The organism is Reichenbachiella ulvae (assembly GCF_025833875.1).
Classification (GTDB): domain Bacteria; phylum Bacteroidota; class Bacteroidia; order Cytophagales; family Cyclobacteriaceae; genus Reichenbachiella; species Reichenbachiella ulvae.
In genome coordinates, this window is record NZ_JAOYOD010000001.1 from 1,341,004 (window position 1) to 1,359,115 (window position 18,112).

The following is an 18,112-nucleotide window of genomic DNA, read 5'->3' on the forward strand; positions in this document are numbered from 1 at the left end:
ATATCGGTAAACTATTGGTTTCACATTTCAATATCAAGTAACTCAGAAGAGGCATGTGCTATATCGTTTGTTGTATGCCGTAACTTCATTTTTAATGCGTTAATCAGTTTTTTTTAGATAAAATTAAACAAATGTTTAAATCATTCGTTTAGTATTTGTAAGTTTGGCGAAACTATTCTAAATGGCACAAGATTCTACAGCGGAAGAAAAGATCAAAGAGGCGGCAAAATCCCTTTTTACGAAAAATGGATTTGCAGCTACCAAAACAAGGGATATTGCCGAGAAGGCTGGTATTAACCTAGCTTTACTCAATTATTACTATCGAAGCAAGGAGCTACTTTTCAACAAGATCATGATGGAAGTGATGTCGATGTTCATGAAAAGTATCTTCAGCATTTTTCAGGACGAGCGTACAACTTTGGAGCAAAAGTTTGAATTGATTGCATCCAGGTACATCGATAAGATCAAATCCAACCCTGATATTCCAAACTTCCTGCTGAATGAGTTGCGGTCAAGGCCCGAGGAGTTTTTTCTGAAAATTATCGAAGGGAAACGCTTGCAGGACTTTTATATCTACACGCAATTGGTTGAGCAAATCGGGGAAGAAAGGGTGAAGGGGCTCAATCCAATACACATTATGATGAATTTGATGAGTCTAACCCTCTTCCCGTTCGTGGGCAAACCCATGATGCGAATGGTTACCGGAATAGACAATGCCGTGTTCAACAAAATGATGGAAGAACGAAAAAAGCTAATCCCGATGTGGATCATGCAGATGTTGAAGTAAAATTTTTTATCCATTGATTAATCAAATGTTTAAAACATACTTTTAAAACAAACGATGAAAATAATAAACATAACAAAACAGATAACATTTTGGCTATTGCTCCTGATCAGCACGTGGAGTCACTCATTGTCCGGACAGAGTCTATCGCTTGACAGTTGCCTTTCAATGGCAGAGAGGAATTACCCACAAATTGCCCAATACGGGTTGATTAGCCAATCAACCGAGTATTCTATAGCAAATGCTCAAAAGGGAAAGCTTCCGCAATTAAGCATTGCAGGGCAGGCCACTTATCAGTCTGACGTAACCCAGGTTCCTGGAGGTGAGGCGATGGGAGTTGCCCCATTAAGTCAAGACCAGTATCAACTCTATGGGGAGGTCGTCCAACCGTTGACAGGATTGGCCGTCATCAACCAGCAGAAAAAAATCATTGAGGCTGATGGGCAAGTAAGCAAGGCTGAATTGGAGGCTAAGCTCTACGCCATCAAACAGCGGGTGAGTGATTTGTTTTTCGGGGTATTACTGATTCAGAACCAGCTCAGGCAAAGCGAGCTGACCAAACAGGATCTTCAAGCAGGAATATCCCGGGTAGAGGCCTCTGTAAAGTACGGAACTTCATTAAAAAGCAGTGCCGATGTGCTCAAAGCGCAATTGATCACCATCGATCAGCGGATCATCGAAAAGGAATCAACAAGAGACGGGTACTTAAAAATGCTGGGCCTTTTTGTCAATCAGGAATTAAATAGCGATTTCGAATTAATTGTCCCCGCTCCAACCGTGCTGGCCTCAAAAATCAACCGACCGGAGCTCTCAATCTACACTAATAAAATGCAGTCCATTGCCCTTCAAGATGGCTTGCTCAGCAAAACGAATCTACCTCAGTTCAGCCTGTTCATGCAAAGCGGTTTTGGAAGACCCGCACTGAACTTTCTAAGCAATGATTTTGAGCCATATTATATCGGTGGGCTGAGGCTGTCATGGAACCTTTCCAATTATTACACTACCAAAGGACAAAGACAGCTCTTTTCAATCAATAAAAGCATATTGGAATCTGAGCGAGAAACTTTCCTTTTTAATACACGGCTGACTATGGCCAACCAAGACGTACAGATTGTGAAAGTCGAAAAACTGATTGAAAAGGACAAGGAGATTATTGCCTTGAGGGAAGGTATTGTGAATTCCTCCAAAGGCCAGTTGGAGCATGGGGTCATCACCGCCTCCGAGTACAAGACTGTAGTGATCGATTCTGATGAGGCACGACAAAACCTCACACTTCATCAGATCGAGCTAATGAAACTTAAAAATGATTACAAACTAACATCCGGAAACTAAAATGAAACATCCACTTAAAAATCCAATATGTATTTTGCTGCTTAGCGTACTTTGGTCATCATGTACAAACAATGGACACGAATTTGATGCAACAGGTACTTTCGAAGCAGACGAAACAATTATTTCTTCAGAAGCATCGGGAAAGTTACTTTCTTTCAAAGTAGATGAAGGACAAGAATTACCCTCAAACCAGTATCTAGGGTATATCGATACTACCCAGCTTGCGCTGACCAAAGCGCAACTGGAAGCTCAAATCAAAGCAGTGCTGAGCCGGAAGCCGGACATTGCATCACAACTTGTGGCGCTCAATGAGCAGTTAAAAGCCGCTAGGAAGGAAAAAGCACGAATCGAAAACCTGCTCAAATCCGATGCAGCTACCCCAAAGCAATTGGATGATGTGGACGCGCAGATCAATATTATCAACGGTAATATTACCGGACTTAGGACATCCCTTGTCAATAACTCGAGGAGTCTGGATCAGGAGATTGGCCCATTGGAAGCTCAGATCCTGCAGATGGAGGACAAGATCGCCAAAAGCAAAATAATCAATCCTGTAAATGGAACGGTATTGTCTGTCTATGCGGAACCTTATGAGCAGGTTGGTCCGGGTCAGCCACTCTACCGGATAGCCGACCTGAGTGAGCTGACCTTGAAAGCGTACATCTCGGGAGACCAGTTTGCACAAGTGAAGTTAAACCAGAAGGTTTCCGTTTATACCGATGATGGGAATGGCGGGTACAAAGAGGATGCAGGAACCATCTACTGGATCAGCGAAAAGGCCGAGTTTACCCCTAAAAGTGTGCAAACCAAAAACGAGCGGGCAAATAAGGTGTATGCAGTCAAAATAAGGGTAAAGAATAACGGCTCTTACAAAATCGGCATGTACGGAGAAGTGACGTTTGATACCGAGTCATGAAGCACGTTATCATCGATCATGTTTCCAAAGCCTTTGTCAAAGAGGGAACTCCTGCTTTGAACGAGATCAGCTTTGAAGTGGAAGAAGGGGAACTCTTTGGCCTGATTGGCCCGGATGGAGCTGGGAAAACCACGCTGTTCCGCATCCTTACCACGTTGCTGCTGGCGGATAGTGGAAATGCCAGTGTCAATGGCCTTGATGTCGTCCGGGACTACAAAGAAATCAGGAAACAGGTCGGGTATATGCCAGGTAGGTTCTCACTGTACCAAGACCTTTCGGTAGAAGAAAACCTGAACTTCTTTGCAACTATTTTCAACACCACCCTTGAGCAGAATTATGACCTGATCAAAGATATCTACGTGCAGATCGAACCTTTCAAGAACCGGAGGGCGGGCAAGCTTTCCGGTGGAATGAAGCAGAAGCTCGCCCTTTGCTGCGCGCTGATTCACAAACCCACCGTCCTATTTTTAGATGAGCCTACGACAGGTGTAGATGCGGTTTCAAGAAAAGAATTCTGGGAGATGTTAAAAGGTTTGAAGCAGCAAGGAATTACCATTCTGGTTTCCACTCCGTACATGGACGAAGCGAGTCTATGCGAAAAAATTGCATTAATCCAGAATGGCGAAATACTCTCCATTGATACACCGGAAAAGATTGTGGATCAGTACCCTAAACCTCTCTATGCGATCAAGTCACCGGATATGAGCCGATTGCTAAAGTCCCTGAGGAATAGCCAGATTATCCAGAGTGCCAATGCCTTTGGCGAATACCATCACATAACCCTGTCTGATGATGGCATTGATTCGGAAAAAGTCCTGGCAAGCTTGAATATGGAAGGCTCGGAGATGAAAACCATCAAACCTACAATTGAAGACTGTTTTATAAACCTGATGAGAGATGAGTGAAGAAATTGTCATAGAAACGAATAAGCTTACTAAACGGTTCGGGGACTTTGTAGCCACAAATGAGATCACGTTCCAAGTGAAAAAGGGTGAAATCTTTGGCTTCCTAGGAGCCAATGGTGCAGGCAAAACAACGGCCATGCGTATGCTATGCGGGCTCTCCGTTCCCAGCAGTGGAAAGGGAAAAGTAGCAGGGTTTGATGTGTACAAGCAGACCGAAAAGATCAAGGAGAACATAGGGTACATGAGCCAGAAGTTCTCTTTGTATGAAGACCTGACCGTGATGGAAAATATCCGATTTTTTGGAGGCATTTATGGCCTTTCCAGAAAAGAGATCAAAGCAAAGATGGCGCAAATGCTGGAGCGCATTGGACTGGAAGGTCAAAAGAATAAACTAGTAAGTGACTTACCCCTTGGCTGGAAGCAGAAGCTCGCATTTTCGGTTGCCATCTTTCACAATCCACAAATTGTCTTTCTGGATGAGCCGACTGGTGGCGTTGACCCTATGACCAGACGACAATTTTGGGATCAGATCTACGAAGCATCCGATAGCGGCATTACGGTTTTTGTCACTACGCACTACATGGACGAAGCGGAGTATTGCAACCGTATTTCCATGATGGTGGATGGCTACATCAAAGCACTGGACACCCCCGCCAATCTGAAAAAGCACTACCACGCCGAGTCAATGGATCAGGTTTTCTATGAGCTGGCAAGGGGAGCTAAACGAAAAGGAGACTAACTATGAGGCAACTATTCACATTTATCAAAAAAGAGTTCAAGCACGTTTTCAGGGATCAGAAAACACTGCTGCTTTTGTTCGGACTGCCGATTGTGCAGATCATTCTTTTCGGCTTTGCACTCACGAATGAAATCAAGGATGCCAGCCTGGTGGTAGTGGACTATTCTAAGGATGAAGCCACCCAGAAGATCATTGAGAAATTCAGGACGAATAGCAGCTTCAAGTTGGAAGAGTCGATCCTGGGGACGAAAGAAATCGAGGAAGCTTTTAAAGAAGGGAAAGTGAAAATGGCACTTATCTTCCCGGCAGACTTTGAAAATGACCTCATTCATGAAAACCGGGCTTCCATACAACTCATTGCTGATGCGACAGATCCCAACACCGCTACCACGCTGGTGAACCATGCCAATACGATCATCAGGGATTTTCGACAGGAGCTGGCCACAGGTAGGCCTGATCACAGTATCGCGATAGATACCCGAAACATTTACAATCCGGAACTCAAAGGCACTACTAATTTTGTCCCGGGTGTGATGGCACTGGTCTTGTTGCTTATTTGTGTGCTGATGACCTCAGTTTCCATCGTTAAGGAAAAAGAAAGTGGTACCATGGAAATATTGCTGGTCTCGCCCTTTAATCCATTCATGGTAATCATCGCCAAAGCTGTGCCGTATTTGTTACTTTCCATTGTCAACCTGTCGGTCATCCTGTTTCTAAGTGTGTATCTGCTTGATATGCCAATCAACGGCAGCATCGCATTACTTTTCGCTGTAAGCATCCTTTTGATCATGACTGCCCTTTCATTGGGGCTGCTCATTTCAAATTCTACTGATTCTCAGCAGGCAGCCATGCTCATATCCCTAATGGGAATGCTGCTCCCGACCATGATGTTTACCGGCTTTCTTTTCCCTTTGGAAAACATGCCATGGCCTCTTCAGCTAGTCGCTAATGTTGTCCCATCCAAATGGTATTACATCATCGTGAAAGATGTGATGATCAAAGGGCTGGGCTTTTCAGCCATCTGGAAAGAAACCCTGATCCTAACCGGTATGACCGCTTTTCTACTGTTTGTCAGTATTAAAAAATTTAAAATCAGATTGTCATGAGAGTACTTTCGTTTTTACTTCAGAAGGAATTCAAACAAATTTTCCGAAATCCGACCCTACTCAGGATGATCCTGGCTATTCCAGTGATTCAGTTAGCCATATTACCATTGGCGGCTGATTTCGAGATCAAAAACATCAATGTAGTGGTAGTCGATCACGATCACTCTACTTATTCCAGGGATTTGGTCAACAAGATCACCGCATCCGGATACTTCGTTTTGGTGGATTACAACAACAGCATGGACAAGGGATTTGGCTATCTGGAATCCGATGTGGCCGATGTGGTACTGGAGATTCCTCCTGGTTTTGAACGTAACCTCGTCAGGGAAAATCATGAGCAACTATTTCTTGCCATCAATGCCATTAACGGTACCAAAGCCAATGTGGGAGGAGGATACCTAGCTAGTGTCATCAGCAGTTTCAATGAGGAAATCCGTTTGGAGTGGTTCCAAAAGGGCATGCCGGCAAAAAGCACTGTGATAGAAGCCCAGGCCATCAACTGGTTCAATCCGCTGCTGAATTATCAGTTTTTCATGGTGCCGGGCATCCTGGTGGTATTGGTAACGATGGTAGGAGCTTACATGTGTGCACTAAATATTGTTAAGGAAAAAGAGGTAGGAACTATTGAGCAGATCAACGTTACCCCGATCAGGAAACACCATTTCATATTGGGCAAACTCATTCCTTTCTGGGTCATAGGCATTTTTGTTTTTACGCTCGGGTTGTTCCTTGTTGCCAGGCTCATTTATGGGATTGTCCCAGTAGGCAGTTTGGCACTTTTGTATGGCTACCTGGCACTCTACCTGGTTGCGGTGCTGGGCATTGGGCTGCTGGTTTCCACCTATTCCCAGACGCAGCAGCAAGCCATGTCACTAGCCTTCTTTCTGATGATGATCTTTCTATTGATGAGCGGCTTGTTTACATCAGTGGAAAGCATGCCACCATGGGCCAGGGTGATCGCCCAGTTCAATCCGGTGACCTACTTCATTGAAGTGGTCAGGATGATCATCATGAAGGGGAGCGGATTTCAGCATGTCACAAGGCATTTTCTCATTATGGCAGGTTTTGCCGCAGTGTTTAATACCTGGGCAATCATTAACTATAGAAAACACACTTAGCGCCTTTGTTCCTTCGTGGCAAGATTTAGACCACAAGGACACCAAAATGAAATAGAGAACATAAAACGAAATGAAAATGAAAGCAAAAAGGATCGTAATTATAGGATTGGGAGTGGCCATAGCCCTGCTCTCGTTAAAGGTAATGGCTCAGAACGGCCCAGACATTACCGGAAAATGGTATGCAGAAGAAATGGATGAGTCTGTTATTGAAGTGACCCGGTTGTCTGATGGGAGCTACGAGGGGATCATCATCTCATCAAAAGAGGAAGGGTTTGTCGGCCATAAGGTTATTTATGGTTTTAAGTATGATGACAAAGAAAAACTGTATACCGGTACGATTAACTCAGCAGCCCGAAATATGGAATTAGATGGCACTATACAACTTGAACAAAGCAGCAAATTGAAAGTGACAGGCAAGAAGTTTTTTATGACTAAAACGTTTTATTGGATCAAAAAAGACTAAAAATGAAAGCTATACTTATAAACATCCTAGTTTTTGTTATTGCCGCTCCTTCGGTGACCATCAGCCAAACAAAATGGGAGATTACAGAAGACTACTCCATTGAATTTGAAGGTCGTGGAGCAAGATTTTGAAAGACAATGGCATACAACGCCTGCGTATGGTGCGTGTGCGTATCGTTTGATAATACAGCCAAAGTAGTGAAAATCTGCCGAACCTACTAGCGAATCGGTGAGAGCTGCATTCCGCCGATCTTCCGGTGCGGCGAACTGATCTCACTATAAGTAGAAAAGTCATTTCCGCCGGCAGATGCACGGGTTCTTTCCGCCGAAGCTGGCTAAATGCTCAGTTCGCACATGCATCTATACGCCATGTTATCTACATTTTTCGTTCAGAAGAGTTCGAACATTAGGATTAACATAGCTAAGATCCAAGCTGCAAATACGGTTTTGTAGTAGTTGTTCGTATTAAAATGTTCGCTGGTCGTAATTGAATTGAGGTCAATTAATTTGTTCGCAGATGATCCTACTTTAAATAGAACATAGATTAAAAGCCAGAATGCTCCGATAATGTATATTCCTGCAAGTTGAGAGATGATTGATGTAATCGTTGTTTCTAAATCCTGACTTAGGAGCTGATAGTGTGTTAATAGCCAGACTGTTAAAGTTGAGATTGGTATTATGAAGTAGAAAAATGATCGATAATTCAGGTTGTTCAAAATTGCGAATATAGTATTCATTAAAGCTTGTTCTTCACGTTCATATACTTGTAGATAACGCCTGCGTATGGTGCGTGTGCGTGTCGTTTGATAATACGGCCAAAGTAGTGAAAATCTGTCGAACCTACTAGTGAATCGGTGAGAGCTGCATTCCGCCGATCTTCCGATGCGGCGAACTGATCTCACTATATGCAGAGAAGTAAATTCCGCCGGCAGATGCACGGGTTCGTTCCACCGAAGCTGGCTAAATGCTCAGTTCGCACATGCACTATCACGCCATGTTGTAGAGCGTTTCTTTCGTTAGTTCAGAAGAATTCTTCGTTGTGCGAGGTTCGAATGTAGTTCCAGAAGGTCGTTAGCTAGTAGTTCTAGGAGTTAGTTTATCCTTAAATTTTGACTTCATGGAATACCCGCCAAGGACCATTCCTGAAAGAAAAATGAGATTAAACAAGTTTTGATATTCTTGTTCGAAGATTACAGATTTAAATATGAAAACCGCAGACAAGAATGGGAGAATCATCATTACAAATGCGAATCCAATGAAAAATTTAATATGAAAGGTAAAATTATTCGGGTTGTCTTTACTGATTAGTTCGAATACCCATATGAAAAAGCGGCTAATACCTTGATATGCTCCATGAAATACAATGTTGACTTGTACGGCTGTTTTTACCCGTTCGGATATTTCCAATTCGCTCGGTAGGAATGTGAAAATCAGCGCGATCACCAAATTCACCACTGTTAGCGTAATGTAGTATTTCTTGATTTTGTGTTCGTTCATTGTGTGTTCCGCTGATGCTCTACAACGGTCTAGTATAAGAATAGTAGCGGGTTTTTATGCACTTGACATTCCGTTTAGAACGGTTGTTTGATTTATATATTTCACTTTCGTTTTTTCGATTAAACCGCTATTATTTTTATACATTGTTAGGTGCTGGTTTTATTCAGCTTTATTTTCATCTGTTTTGTTAGATGTTATTCTCTTAATATTAATGAAAGGGCTTTTAATTAAATATAGGAATGTCTGTTTTTTATCTTCCTCAAATTCTACTAATCCATATTTCATTTGTTCTACTGGCATCATTTTAAATGTTCCAAATATTCTGTCCCAAATAATAAAAATATCAGCATAGTTTGAATCTGTATAGAATTGGTCTTGCTGATGATGTACTCTGTGATGGTCAGGCATTACAAAAATCAATCCGAGTGTAGAATTCAGCCATTTTGGGTATTTAAGATTCGCGTGTTCAAAAAAGAAAAACACATATAAAAAGAAATAATATAAAGCCATAGAAAGTACATCAGTACCAAACAATGCAGCTGTCACTATATTTCCGATACCAAACACTAATATTAATTCCAATGGGTGAAATCTAAAAACTGTTGAAGAGTCCATCGTAGTATCGCTATGATGTACCCTGTGAAATCTCCAGAGTAAAGGGATTGCATGCGTACCTCTATGTACCCAATATGCTGTAACATCATATAAGGCAACAGAGATAAAAAGTTTTGCCCAAAGGGGTAGTTCTACCAAATATAAAAGTCCGATATGATTACTGTTCAACCATTCAATTGAAAAGATTTGAAAAGTCACAAAAAATATATTTAGGATAACAAGTATGATTTGAAATAGTAAATTTTGAAATAGATGATTAATTCGTTTCTGAAAATTGAATGGCGATTTCATTATCTGTTCTAAAGAAAAGAAGAGGGCAATTAATCCAATAACAATGTAATTTGGGTCAATACCCAGTAATTTATCTAGAAACTCCATAGTTTAAATATATTTGATTAATTATCACGTAATCTTTTTTCAACTTGCACCTAACAATTTCGTAAATGCTATGGCTGTTATGCACACTGCATCAATCCAAATCTAAGGGATTTTTTATTCCCACGAAATTCGAATGGGCCACATGTGTGTATATCTCAGTGCTACGTGAAGTATTGTGCCCTGGCAAAACCCGGATATATCTGAGATCCGTAGCAGATTCTGGTAAATGGGTCGCAAAAGAATACCAGTAGGTGTGTTGAGTTAACCTTTGCTGTCTTCTGCCATGATTTGCTACTACTCTGTGTACAATCGCTCCTATGATAGTAGAGGGATATATCCTGCTGCTGTCTGCTACTTGTTTATCTGAAGAGCTAGCTTTCATAAAGCAAATACAGAGAGAATAACTAACTTAAGCATGTTTATAAACATTTATATACGTTTATAAACGTTTAATAAAATGATTACTCCTTCTCGAATCTTTTCAAAAAGAAGTAAACTGCCGATCGGCTAGATAAGCCTTCAAGGGTATATCCATTTGATATTTCTCTCAACTCGCCCCCACCCTTTCCTATTTGACTGGTAAGTACAAAAAAAATCCCTATCTGGTCATACCAAACAGGGATTTTACAAGTGTCTATTAGATCAGGATCAGCCTACGATCGTACGGGCGCTTTGGTAGCCCTCATAAAAGTTGGGGTTGCTCCATCTAAACTGCATCATGACTTTGTCCATCTTCTCCTCAAAGAGTTCAGAGACATCGTCCATCAGCTCGTAGGTGTTTCTCTTGGCCAGGTTAGTGGCAGTACCTTTGAGTCTTGGCAGACCGATCAATTCGCGATAGTCATCTACAGAGCTCGACAGGTCAGTGATCTGAGCCTCAGTCACCCCATAGTCTGCCAGCGCTGGCAAATGCTCGGTCAGCAAGTCGATCAAGAAGCCCAATCGCTCAGGCATTTCAGAATCGCGCATCTTTACCGTATCCGACTTGGTCAGGTAGGCATTTTCGTGCAGGTCCTGATTGCCCGATACCATCGCATAGGCAGAAAGCGAACCGGAGAGTACGGACACTTTAGTAGCGATTTGTTGTTTGAGTAAATTTTTGTTTTCGGTGAGTCCCTTGGTCGTCTCCCCCGCCTTTTTCAACTGTACTTTCATCGCCTGGATCAGTTCGTCCAGTCGCTTCTTAAAGATGTTGATGATCGGGATCACAGACCAGGTCTCGCTGTTCGTGTCGAGAAAGCTTTGTGTAGACAAGGCCATCTGATAGCTGTTCAGCGTGTTTTGTTCCATAGTGTAGATCATTTAAGTGAATAATTAAAAACCCAATGTGACCCACTTTGACTTTAAAATCCTGACAAAAAACTTTAAAATCCTGCCATTTTACACCAACCTAGGTGATACAACCCATATTTTATCCACCTCACCCCTCTCATATTCTGAATGGAATTGCATTTTCTCTACATCAAATTGTAATTTCTCCATACACAATTGTAATTTCTTTATACAGATTTGTACATTCTTTATATAGGATATTGATTTCTCTACCACTATTTGTACTTTCTTTATACCTATTTGTAATTTCTCTATGTCGAATTGCACATTCTCTATAGGGGATGGTATTTTACAGGGATTTCAGAGAAAGAGCGCCAGATCGGGTAATGTCCCTTTGATAGGTAAGATTAAGGTATCGACATGGCAACCCATGAAAGGTCTATATCACTTGTTTTTCGTGATCTGTGTCTCTTTTTTAGATCCCTCCTAAGGTCGGGATGACAGAACGCTATTAGTTAATAGATCAGCAAACGTTGTGTCATTTCGTACGCTGGAGGAATCTAAGCGATAAATGCAAATCCCAGCCTGTCCGGCCAGTCCACAGCAGACAGGCTTGAGTGCATGTCCCATTTCTATAGTTAATCTTTCTTCTTAAAGAGTTTTCTAACCCTCTTGAATAAGCCCTGATCTTCTTCAGGCTCTTCCTCCTTTACCTCTGTGGAATCCAATTGAATGTCTTCCTGATCGAAGGATTTCTCCTTTGGCTTCCCTTCTTTATTGAACAGCCCCTGAATAAAGTTCTCCTCTTCTACCCCCTCACATTCCAGGTCACTCACGACTTCTTCATCCGGTGCTGGGAATTTAGCCTGGGTAATGGAGCGATACTTAGGATCTGAAATCAGCGATTGATAGAACAAACCGAAAATAGGCAAGGCAGAATTGGCCCCCTGTCCATATTGTGTGTCCTTGAAATGCAATCGAGAATCATCCGCTCCTACCCAACTGACGGTAAGCAATTTGGGTGTTGCACCTACGAACCATCCATCACGGTTGGATTGAGTAGTTCCTGTTTTACCGGCAATATCAGTTTCTAATCCATACTTCCACCTAAGCCTACTGCCAGTCCCTCCCGATTGAGTGACAGCCATCAGGAGCTGCTGCATCACCTGATAAGTATAGTCACTCAAGACTTGATCTTTTGATTCGGGGAACTCATGTTGATATATCACCTGTCCATCGGCATCCTCTATCCGTTCGATCATGTATCCAGTGAGTCCTTGCCCCTGATTGACAAAAATGCCATAAGCCTCAGCGAGTTCTTTCATGGTCAGCGAAGCAGTCCCCAGTGCCAATGAGGGCACTCTAGGGAGTTGACTTTCTATACCCGCTTCTTCAGCCAATTCCATCACGCGATCTACTCCAGCCTTCTCCATCATTTTCACTGCGATGGTGTTAATGGATTTAGTCAAGGCAGCCTGCATAGACAGGTATTTGTCATCGTACTCATCCGTACCATTGCTGGGCGTCCAATTGTCAAAGTTGGTATAGGTCACGGTTTTACCCGACACCCTGTCACAGGGTTCCACCCCGGACTCCAGAGCAGCAGCATATACGAAGGGTTTGAAAGTAGAACCTACTTGTCGTTTGGCTTGATTGACATGATCATATTTATAGTAGTCATGATTGACTCCACCGATCCAGGCCCTAAACCCTCCCGTTTTAGGATCCATGGCCAGAAAGCCTGCATTGAGCATTTTAGCATAGTACAGCAAGCTATCCTTGCTACTAAAACTTCCTTCCTTATCCTTGGACCAATCAAACAAGGTCATGTTCTTTTTAACCTGAAGCTGTTCCATGATTTCAGCTTCAGACAGACCCTCTTTTTGTAGATTTTTGAATACTTGACTCTCTCGAATTACATGTTGCACAAATGTGGCGTCCACTTTCCAGGGAGCCTGATTACCCCAGTTGCTTTCAAAGCTCTTTTGTATGGTAGGCATATGTCGGGCTAGTGCTGCCTCAGCTTTCTTTTGAATCCCCAGGTCAAGGGTAGTATAGATCTTCAGTCCATCTGAATAAAGGTTGTATTGAGAACCGTCTTCTTTCTTTTGTTTCTCTATTAGAGTTCGGGCTTTCAGTCGAACCTGCTCGAGAAAATATGCAGCGGTTTCTTGTTGATTGGCTCCCTGGGCATACTTGATTGGTGTAGACTCTTCTTTGATCAGGTCATAATCATCGGGATGCAAATAGTCATATTTTACCATTTGAGAAAGCACTACATTTCTTCTCTGATGGCTCTTATCTGGATGAATTCTCGGATTATAGGTATAGGTAGCCTTCAAGGTTCCTACTAGCGTAGCTGCCTCTTGAAGCGTGAGAGATGAAGTGCTTTTGCTATAAAACTTGCGGGAAGCACTTTCGATCCCGAAGGTATTGTCAGGAAAGGAAACGGTGTTTAAGTACAGGGTCAGGATGTCGTCCTTGCTGTAGATGTCTTCTAATCGGGTAGCGGTAATCGCCTCTTTAATTTTGGAAAGCACCAAGCCCAGTTTGCTGTGATCTTCTCGAGGGAAAAGGTTTTTCGCCAGCTGCTGAGAGATCGTACTACCCCCTCCTGCTGATCGATCTCCCATTATCAGGGTCTTGACCAACACACGCAGCAAGCTACGGTAGTCGATACCCTTGTGCTCATAAAAGCGGGAATCTTCAGTAGCTACAAGGGCCTGGATAAGATCCTCTGGCAGATCCTCATATTTAACAGAAGTACGATCAAATAAGTAATACTTTCCGATGAGCTCATTGTTCTGATCAAATACTCGGGTGGATTGGCTGTGCGAAATATTGGCGAGGGTCTTGTCATTAGGCAATGCTCCCCAAAAACCTAGATAAACACTAGCAATAAAAAGGACGATCAGCGAGGCTCCTATTAAAAGAGCTGCCAATGACCATTTAAGCAATATTCTTTTCCAACCAGAACTGTTTTCTTCGCTCATCTGTACAAGTGGGTATAAAAAAACCCTGACACACCATTGTGGTCAGGGTTCCATATTTTGTTAATGAATATTATTGAGCAGCTTCTAGTGCTTCAACTTTATTCAATACTTCTTCTGCTTTGTCCATCATTTTCAATTGCGTGTACATAGACTGCAATGCATTCAAACCATCGATATCGTCTGGCTTCAAGCTGATGGCTTTCTCCATGTATGGAAGTCCTTTTTTCAAGATCTCATCTCCTTTTTTGATCTTAGCATCACCATACTTCTGGTATGTTTTCAGGTCCATGTCTCTTGCTTCGTCATAGAATTCCTTAGCCATGTTTACATAGATTACACCCGCGTTGAAGTTAGCGATATAGTTATCTGGATCTACTTTGAGCGCATTCAAATAGCTTTCTTTGGCATTGTCAAAAGTAGCTCTTGCTTCCTCTGTTTTACCTTCACTAGAAAGTGCTGCTCCCAGGTTGTCATATAGTACACCTAGATTCAAATGCAGATTCACATTGTCTGGATCTGCCTCAATAGACTTGATCAATTGCGACTCAGCTTCATCCAACTTATCCATTGCTAGCAACAAGCTAATTTCTTCTTGTCCGAATCTATCGTCTGAAGGAAATTTAGCTTTTGCAGCTCTAGTCACTTCAAGCGCTTTTTCTGGATTCTCCTTTTGTCTTTCGTAATAAATAACAGAAGAATAGATGTCCGCATTGGCAATATCAAGATCGATCATCTGATAGTAGTATTGCAATGTTTTGTCTACGTTTCCACCTTGCTGTGCAGCAACACCTGCATAGAACAAAGTAGTAGAATCGTTTTCTTTTACGATCAAAGCTTTTTCGAATTGATTCAAAGCCATAGCAAAATCTTCTTCACCATATGCCTCGCCTCCAGTGTTCAAGAAGCTACCCCACATTTGATCTAAGTTAGTAGTCGCGATCAAATAGTATGAGCTATTTTCTTTCTCCATTTCCAAGACCTTTTTATAAGCATTAACTGCTTTTGAAAGAGCCTCTGGATCGATAGCTTTTGTTGACTCATCTTCACTAGTTGCAATGGCCTGATAAACTTTACCTGCCGTAAACCAGGTTCTAGACTTGCTAGCTTTCTTTTCATCAGCAATAGCAACATCCACTTCACCTTTTGCAGATACCAATTCACCTTTGGTCAAATAAGCTTCTGCTTTGCCGATAGAACCCTTCTGAGCGTATGATGCTGCACTCACAAGAACGGCTATTACTAATACGAGTAATTTTTTAGTGTTCATAATTTCCAATTGTTTGCGTAACGGATTGTATTTTGGATAATCCTGTTCTTATTTATTCGTTATTATCTGTTTTATTATCTGTGTCTGGAGTAGTGTTTTCCTCTCCTCCATTTTCTTCCTCTTCTCCTTCGATTCTCTCGATTTTTTCTACAGAAGAGATTTTATCATTATCACCCAGCTTGATCAAACGAACTCCCTGAGTCGCTCGTCCCATCACTCTCAAAGTGTCTACTGCCATACGTATAGTGATACCTGATCTATTGATAATCATCAAGTCATCTGTATCAATCACCTCCTTGATAGCAACAAGCGCGCCAGTTTTGTCTGTGACGTTCATGGCTTTCACACCTTTTCCACCTCTCTTAGTGATTCTGTAAGCTCCGATTTCCGAACGCTTACCATATCCTTTTTCAGAAACAACCAGCAGGTTAGCATCGTCTCTGGTGATACATACCATTCCGATTACCTCATCATCTGCCCCTTCGAGAGCTACCCCTCTTACACCTGCTGCTGTACGGCCCATAGACCTCACATCAGACTCATGGAAATGAATCGCTCGCCCAGATTTCTTGGCAATTACGATATGGTTATCACCATTGGTCAGACTCACGTTCAACAACTTGTCACCTTCATGTATGGTAATCGCATTGATACCATTGGTTCTAGGTCTGGAATAGGCCTCCAATGGTGTCTTTTTGATTGTACCATTTTTCGTACACATCACAATGAAGTTATTATTGATATAATCTTCATCTCCTAATGTGGTTACATTGATCACAGCTCTTACACTGTCGCTTGATTCAATGTTGATCAGGTTCTGGATCGCACGTCCTTTGGTCGCTTTACCCCCCTCTGGAATTTCCCATACCTTCTTCCAGAATACTTTACCATGTTCAGTAAAGATCAGTAAGTAGTTGTGGGTCGAAGCGATAAATAGGTGCTCCGTAAAGTCATCAGTTTTAGTAGCAGCTCCTCTGGAACCTACTCCACCACGACCTTGTGTTTTGTATTCGGTCAGAGCAGTTCTTTTGATATATCCTTCATGCGAAATAGTGATAACCATTTCCTCATCAGGTATCATATCTTCTGCAGTGAAGTCATCTGCAGCATGCTCTATATCAGATCTTCTCTCATCTCCATATTTGTCCTTGATTTCCTGAAGTTCAGTTTTGATGATATCCATCCTCAATTCTTCACTTGCCAATACAGATTTCAAATAATCAATGAGTTCTTTGATTTCCTCGTATTCCTTTTGGATTTTCTCTCTTTCGAGACCGGTCAGACGTTGCAGTCTCATTTCGAGAATGGCTTTAGCCTGAATCTCAGACAAGCCAAATTTCTCCATCAAGCCTGTCTTTGCAATTTCCGGATCTCTTGAAGCTCTGATCAATTCGATCACCGCATCCAAATTATCCAATGCAATCAGATAGCCTTCTAATATATGAGCTCTTTTCTCTGCCTCTTCCAGCTCATACTCAGTTCTTCGAACCACCACATCATGTCTGTGCTCTACGAAGTACTTGATGATATCTTTTAGGTTCAGGGTCTGTGGACGTCCATGTACCAGGGCCACATTGTTTACCCCAAAAGAGGATTGAAGCTGGGTGTATTTATAGAGGTTATTTAAAACGATATTAGGAATGGCATCCTTTTTAATATCATAAACGATACGCATACCATTTCTATCCGATTCGTCACGGATATCGCTAATACCTTCTAATTTCTTCTCATTGATCAAGGCTGCTGTCTTCTCGATCATGTTGGCCTTATTGACCTGATAGGGAATCTCAGAAATGATAATCTGCTCTTTTCCACTTTTCAAGGTCTCGAACTGCGCCTTTGCTCTGAGAACAACTCTACCTCTTCCGGTTTCATATGCCGAACGAACCCCTTGATAACCATAGATGGTTGCACCTGTTGGAAAATCTGGTGCAGTCACATGTTCCATCAATTCTGGAATAGTAATATCACGGTTGTCGATATAGGCAATAATACCATTGACTACTTCAGTCAGGTTATGTGGCGCCATATTGGTCGCCATACCTACTGCAATACCAGAAGTACCATTGATCAGAAGATTAGGGATCTTAGCAGGCAATACTGACGGCTCCTTTAAGGAATCATCAAAGTTAGGACTGAAATCAACTGTATTCTTATTGATGTCAGTCAAAAGCTCCTCAGCTATTCTTCTCAATCTAGCCTCAGTATAACGCATCGCTGCTGGTGAGTCACCATCTACCGATCCAAAGTTACCCTGACCATCGACGAGCGGGTATCTAAGTGACCAATGTTGCGCCATACGCACCATGGTATCATATACTGACGAATCGCCGTGTGGGTGATACTTACCGAGTACTTCCCCGACTATTCTTGCAGATTTCTTGTAAGCTCTATTGTGTAAAACTCCCAAATCGAGCATCCCATACAGTACTCTTCTATGCACAGGCTTTAGCCCATCTCGCACGTCTGGTAATGCTCTGGATATAATAACCGACATTGAATAATCAATGTAGGCGCCACGCATTTCATCCTCAATGTTGATTGGAATGATGTGCTGATCCCCTATTGGAATATCTTCGTTATCTTCAGCCATAAATTCTTATTTGAAAACGGATTTTTCAAGGCTGCAATTTAATAAAATAGGGGCTGAATTAGCAAGGTTTTCGCATAAAGTAGCGAGGGGAAATCAAACAAGAAAACATGATAAAAATCACATCCTTAACTCATT

16 protein-coding genes are annotated in these 18,112 nt (G+C 42.1%); 9 read left to right on the forward strand and 7 right to left on the reverse strand.

Features of this window, described 5'->3' with window-relative positions; translation table 11 throughout:
• Positions 1 to 181: 181 nt before the first annotated feature.
• The 9 genes from N7U62_RS05315 (at position 182) to N7U62_RS05355 (ending at position 7,494) form a co-directional block, all read left to right on the forward strand.
• Positions 182 to 787 (forward strand): TetR/AcrR family transcriptional regulator, encoded by a 606-nt coding sequence (locus N7U62_RS05315; RefSeq protein WP_264136855.1) that lies wholly within the window; start codon positions 182 to 184, stop codon positions 785 to 787.
• Positions 788 to 952: 165 nt separating this feature from the next.
• On the forward strand, positions 953 to 2,116 hold the full coding sequence (locus N7U62_RS05320; RefSeq protein WP_507172382.1) for a TolC family protein: 1,164 nt from the start codon (positions 953 to 955) through the stop codon (positions 2,114 to 2,116).
• 1 nt (position 2,117) lies between these two features.
• Positions 2,118 to 3,032 (forward strand): HlyD family secretion protein, encoded by a 915-nt coding sequence (locus N7U62_RS05325; RefSeq protein ID WP_264136857.1) that lies wholly within the window; start codon positions 2,118 to 2,120, stop codon positions 3,030 to 3,032.
• Positions 3,029 to 3,937, forward strand: coding sequence for an ABC transporter ATP-binding protein (locus N7U62_RS05330; protein ID WP_264136858.1), 909 nt, complete (start codon positions 3,029 to 3,031; stop codon positions 3,935 to 3,937). Before N7U62_RS05325 ends, N7U62_RS05330 begins: the two co-directional genes overlap by 4 nt.
• Positions 3,930 to 4,676: an ABC transporter ATP-binding protein gene (locus tag N7U62_RS05335; RefSeq protein ID WP_264136859.1), complete on the forward strand. Its 747-nt coding sequence runs from the start codon at positions 3,930 to 3,932 to the stop codon at positions 4,674 to 4,676. Before N7U62_RS05330 ends, N7U62_RS05335 begins: the two co-directional genes overlap by 8 nt.
• Before the next feature lie 2 nt (positions 4,677 to 4,678).
• Positions 4,679 to 5,782 carry an ABC transporter permease gene (locus N7U62_RS05340; protein ID WP_264136860.1) on the forward strand — a complete coding sequence of 368 codons (1,104 nt, stop codon included), beginning with the start codon at positions 4,679 to 4,681 and terminating at the stop codon, positions 5,780 to 5,782.
• On the forward strand, positions 5,779 to 6,900 hold the full coding sequence (locus tag N7U62_RS05345; RefSeq protein WP_264136861.1) for an ABC transporter permease: 1,122 nt from the start codon (positions 5,779 to 5,781) through the stop codon (positions 6,898 to 6,900). The genes N7U62_RS05340 and N7U62_RS05345 overlap by 4 nt, the downstream gene beginning before the upstream one ends.
• 76 nt (positions 6,901 to 6,976) lie before the next feature.
• Positions 6,977 to 7,363, forward strand: a complete 387-nt coding sequence (locus N7U62_RS05350) for a DUF2147 domain-containing protein (protein ID WP_264136862.1) — start codon at positions 6,977 to 6,979, stop codon at positions 7,361 to 7,363.
• Positions 7,364 to 7,365: 2 nt separating this feature from the next.
• On the forward strand, positions 7,366 to 7,494 hold the full coding sequence (locus N7U62_RS05355; protein ID WP_264136863.1) for a hypothetical protein: 129 nt from the start codon (positions 7,366 to 7,368) through the stop codon (positions 7,492 to 7,494).
• A 939-nt stretch (positions 7,495 to 8,433) separates the two neighbouring features.
• Here the strand turns inward: N7U62_RS05355 and N7U62_RS05360 are convergent.
• The 7 genes from N7U62_RS05360 to gyrA form a co-directional block, all read right to left on the reverse strand.
• Complete coding sequence (locus N7U62_RS05360) at positions 8,434 to 8,859, reverse strand: hypothetical protein (RefSeq protein WP_264136864.1); 426 nt, start codon at positions 8,857 to 8,859, stop codon at positions 8,434 to 8,436.
• A gap of 159 nt (positions 8,860 to 9,018) precedes the next feature.
• The gene (locus N7U62_RS05365; RefSeq protein WP_264136865.1) at positions 9,019 to 9,852 is read right to left on the reverse strand and encodes a sterol desaturase family protein; all 834 of its coding nucleotides are present in this window, start codon (positions 9,850 to 9,852) and stop codon (positions 9,019 to 9,021) included.
• A gap of 91 nt (positions 9,853 to 9,943) precedes the next feature.
• Positions 9,944 to 10,234 carry a tyrosine-type recombinase/integrase gene (locus N7U62_RS05370; RefSeq protein ID WP_264136866.1) on the reverse strand — a complete coding sequence of 97 codons (291 nt, stop codon included), beginning with the start codon at positions 10,232 to 10,234 and terminating at the stop codon, positions 9,944 to 9,946.
• A gap of 266 nt (positions 10,235 to 10,500) precedes the next feature.
• Complete coding sequence (locus N7U62_RS05375; protein WP_264136867.1) at positions 10,501 to 11,142, reverse strand: hypothetical protein; 642 nt, start codon at positions 11,140 to 11,142, stop codon at positions 10,501 to 10,503.
• 620 nt (positions 11,143 to 11,762) lie between these two features.
• Entirely contained in the window at positions 11,763 to 14,117 is a 2,355-nt protein-coding gene (locus tag N7U62_RS05380) for a transglycosylase domain-containing protein (RefSeq protein WP_264136868.1), read from the reverse strand.
• 70 nt (positions 14,118 to 14,187) lie between these two features.
• Positions 14,188 to 15,384, reverse strand: coding sequence for a tetratricopeptide repeat protein (locus N7U62_RS05385; protein WP_264136869.1), 1,197 nt, complete (start codon positions 15,382 to 15,384; stop codon positions 14,188 to 14,190).
• A 52-nt stretch (positions 15,385 to 15,436) separates the two neighbouring features.
• Positions 15,437 to 17,977 (reverse strand): DNA gyrase subunit A, encoded by a 2,541-nt coding sequence (gene gyrA, locus N7U62_RS05390; RefSeq protein WP_264136870.1) that lies wholly within the window; start codon positions 17,975 to 17,977, stop codon positions 15,437 to 15,439.
• Positions 17,978 to 18,112 lie beyond the last annotated feature (135 nt).

Coding starts and splice junctions, on each gene's coding strand:
- N7U62_RS05315 (WP_264136855.1), top strand. CDS start 182: ATGGCACAAGATTCTACAGCGGAAGAAAAGATCAAAGAGGCGGCAAAA.
- N7U62_RS05320 (WP_507172382.1), top strand. CDS start 953: ATGGCAGAGAGGAATTACCCACAAATTGCCCAATACGGGTTGATTAGC.
- N7U62_RS05325 (WP_264136857.1), top strand. CDS start 2,118: ATGAAACATCCACTTAAAAATCCAATATGTATTTTGCTGCTTAGCGTA.
- N7U62_RS05330 (WP_264136858.1), top strand. CDS start 3,029: ATGAAGCACGTTATCATCGATCATGTTTCCAAAGCCTTTGTCAAAGAG.
- N7U62_RS05335 (WP_264136859.1), top strand. CDS start 3,930: ATGAGTGAAGAAATTGTCATAGAAACGAATAAGCTTACTAAACGGTTC.
- N7U62_RS05340 (WP_264136860.1), top strand. CDS start 4,679: ATGAGGCAACTATTCACATTTATCAAAAAAGAGTTCAAGCACGTTTTC.
- N7U62_RS05345 (WP_264136861.1), top strand. CDS start 5,779: ATGAGAGTACTTTCGTTTTTACTTCAGAAGGAATTCAAACAAATTTTC.
- N7U62_RS05350 (WP_264136862.1), top strand. CDS start 6,977: ATGAAAGCAAAAAGGATCGTAATTATAGGATTGGGAGTGGCCATAGCC.
- N7U62_RS05355 (WP_264136863.1), top strand. CDS start 7,366: ATGAAAGCTATACTTATAAACATCCTAGTTTTTGTTATTGCCGCTCCT.
- N7U62_RS05360 (WP_264136864.1), bottom strand. CDS start 8,859: ATGAACGAACACAAAATCAAGAAATACTACATTACGCTAACAGTGGTG.
- N7U62_RS05365 (WP_264136865.1), bottom strand. CDS start 9,852: ATGGAGTTTCTAGATAAATTACTGGGTATTGACCCAAATTACATTGTT.
- N7U62_RS05370 (WP_264136866.1), bottom strand. CDS start 10,234: ATGAAAGCTAGCTCTTCAGATAAACAAGTAGCAGACAGCAGCAGGATA.
- N7U62_RS05375 (WP_264136867.1), bottom strand. CDS start 11,142: ATGGAACAAAACACGCTGAACAGCTATCAGATGGCCTTGTCTACACAA.
- N7U62_RS05380 (WP_264136868.1), bottom strand. CDS start 14,117: ATGAGCGAAGAAAACAGTTCTGGTTGGAAAAGAATATTGCTTAAATGG.
- N7U62_RS05385 (WP_264136869.1), bottom strand. CDS start 15,384: ATGAACACTAAAAAATTACTCGTATTAGTAATAGCCGTTCTTGTGAGT.
- gyrA (WP_264136870.1), bottom strand. CDS start 17,977: ATGGCTGAAGATAACGAAGATATTCCAATAGGGGATCAGCACATCATT.